3 protein-coding genes are annotated in these 2,233 nt (G+C 79.2%); all 3 read left to right on the top strand.

The genetic code is table 11. The features are described from left to right. The coding region (locus tag ACFQ11_RS37560) for a methyltransferase domain-containing protein (protein WP_378307707.1) at window positions 1-537 on the top strand (537 nt) is incomplete at its 5' end. After that, on the top strand, window positions 498-1,640 hold the full coding sequence (locus ACFQ11_RS37555; protein ID WP_378307704.1) for a molybdopterin-dependent oxidoreductase: 1,143 nt from the start codon (window positions 498-500) through the stop codon (window positions 1,638-1,640). The genes ACFQ11_RS37560 and ACFQ11_RS37555, both read left to right, overlap by 40 nt. A gap of 26 nt (window positions 1,641-1,666) precedes the next feature. After that, window positions 1,667-2,158: a hypothetical protein gene (locus ACFQ11_RS37550; protein ID WP_378307702.1), complete on the top strand. Its 492-nt coding sequence runs from the start codon at window positions 1,667-1,669 to the stop codon at window positions 2,156-2,158. Window positions 2,159-2,233: the final 75 nt, after the last annotated feature.

The raw sequence follows: 2,233 nt of genomic DNA, 5'->3' as shown, positions 1-2,233 counted from the left end.
CGGGCGCGGGTGCGGCCCGGCGACGGCGGGCTGCTGGACCGCTGCGCCGGCGCGACCCTCGACGTCGGGTCCGGTCCCGGGCGCCTCACCGTGCCGCTCGCCCGCCGCGGCGTCCCCGTCCACGGCATCGACCTCTCGCCCGCCGCCGCCGCGCTCGCCGCCGCGGCGGGCGGCCCCGCCCTGCGCCGGGACGTGTTCGGCCGCGTGCCCGCGACCGGGCGGTGGCGGACCGTGCTGCTCGCCGACGGCAACATCGGCATCGGCGGCGACCCCGCCGCCCTGCTGCGCCGCACCCTCGCGCTGGCGGCCCCCGGGGGCCGCGTCCTGGCCGAGGTGGAGCCGCCCGGCGCCGCGTCCGGCACCGAACCGCTGCGGCTGCGGTCCGGCGGGGCGATCGGCGAATGGTTCCCGTGGGGGAGGGTCGCGGCCGACGCCGCCCCCGCGCTCGCCGCGGCCTGCGCGGCCGCCGTCACCGAGACGTGGGAGGAGGCCGGCCGATGGTTCGTCACCGTGCGGCGCACGCCCGCGCCGTCCTGACCGGGCTCGACGGCCGCTTCACCAGCGCGCTGCGCGGCGAGCGGGCCGCCGCGCGGCTCGGCATCGCCCTGGCCGCCGCCTTCGGCACGGCGTTCGTCACCGGCCTGATCAGCCACTTCATGCAGCACCCGCCCGGCTGGGCGCAGTGGCCGTCCCGCCCGGTGAACCTGTACCGGGTCACGCAGGGCGTGCACGTCATCGGCGGGCTCGCGACCGTGCCGCTGCTGCTGGCGAAGCTGTGGACGGTGTACCCGCGGCTGCTGCGGTGGCCGCCGGTCCGCTCCGCGGCCGGCGCCGGCTACCGCGCGGTGGTGTTCCTGCTGGTGGGCGGCGCGCTGTTCCAGATGGTGACGGGGGTGCTGAACATCTCCTACTGGTACGCGTTCCCGTTCTTCTTCACCACCGCGCACTACTGGACGTCCTACGTGCTGATCGGCGCGCTGCTCGTCCACGCGGCGCGGGAGTGGCCCGCCGCCCGCCGCGCCGTGATGACCGGGCCGGGCGACGCGGTCGGCCGCCGCGGGTTCCTGCTGACGGTCGCGGGCGCGGGCGGCGCGATCGCGCTGACCACGGCCGGCGCGGCGTTCCCGCCGCTGGAGCGTCTCGCGGTGCTGGCGCCGCGCCGCCCCGGCACCGGGCCGCAGGGCGTCCCGGTCAACACCTCCGCCGCCGGGGCGGGGGTCCTGGCCGCCGCCCGCGACCCCGCGTGGTGCCTCACCGTCACCGGCCGCGTCCGCCGCGAGGTCGTGCTGTCCCTGGACGACCTGCGCGCCCTGCCCGCGCGCACCGCGCGGCTGCCGATCACGTGCGTCGAGGGCTGGAGCGCGGACGCCGTGTGGGAGGGCGTGCGGCTGCGCGACGTGCTGCGGCTCGCGGGCGTCGACGACGACGCCCACGTGCGGGTGGAGTCGCTGCAGACCTGGGGGATCTACCGCACGTCCCTGGTGGCGCCCGCCCACTGGCGCGACCCGCTCACCCTGCTGGCGCTGCGGCTCGGCGGCGAGCCCCTGCACCCCGACCACGGGTACCCGTGCCGCCTGATCGCCCCGAACCGTCCCGGCGTCATGCAGACCAAATGGGTGCACCGGCTGGTGGTCGAATGAGGGCCCGTCTAATGAGGCCCCGTCTAATGAGGGCCCGCATCGCCCCGGGCCGGGCCCTGACGGCCGCGGCGGGCCTGGCGCTGATCGCCGTCGGGCTGCACGGCGTCGCCACGAACGTCGAGACGACCGGGTGGGCGCTGTGGTTCGCCGTGCCGGTGCTCGCGCACGACGCGGTGCTCGTCCCCGCGGTCCTGGCCGCCGGGTGGCTGACCGGGCGGCTGCCCGCCCCGGCCCGCACCCCCGTGCGCGCCGCGCTGGCGGCCGCCGGGTGCCTCGTGCTGGTCGCGCTGCCGCTCGTCCTCGGGTACGGCCGCCGCGCCGACGTCCCGTCCCGGCTGCCGCTGCCCTACGGACGCAACCTCGCCGTCGTCCTCACCGCGATCGCCGTCGCCGCCGCGCTCGCGGCCGCCGTCCGCGTCCACCGCGCACGCCGCGCCGAACCCCGCGGGCGCCCGGCGGAGACGGGCCCCGGCGAGGGGACGGCCGAAGCCGGTGACGGCGGGGGAGGACGGCGATGACGGCCACGGACCGCACGCGCGAGGACGGCGGCCGGGGAACACCGCGACGCGGCGGGCGGCCCGGCGGGCACCGGC

Origin of the sequence: Actinomadura sediminis (genome assembly GCF_042675525.1) — a bacterium.
Classification (GTDB): Bacteria; Actinomycetota; Actinomycetes; order Streptosporangiales; family Streptosporangiaceae; genus Spirillospora; species Spirillospora sediminis.
The sequence above is the reverse complement of the archived record's forward strand: the minus strand, read 5'-3'. Positions and strand labels throughout refer to the sequence as shown.

What these genes read in the sequence shown, in the direction of transcription:
- ACFQ11_RS37555 (WP_378307704.1), top strand. Translation starts at nt 498, where the DNA reads ATGGTTCGTCACCGTGCGGCGCACGCCCGCGCCGTCCTGACCGGGCTC.
- ACFQ11_RS37550 (WP_378307702.1), top strand. Translation starts at nt 1,667, where the DNA reads ATGAGGGCCCGCATCGCCCCGGGCCGGGCCCTGACGGCCGCGGCGGGC.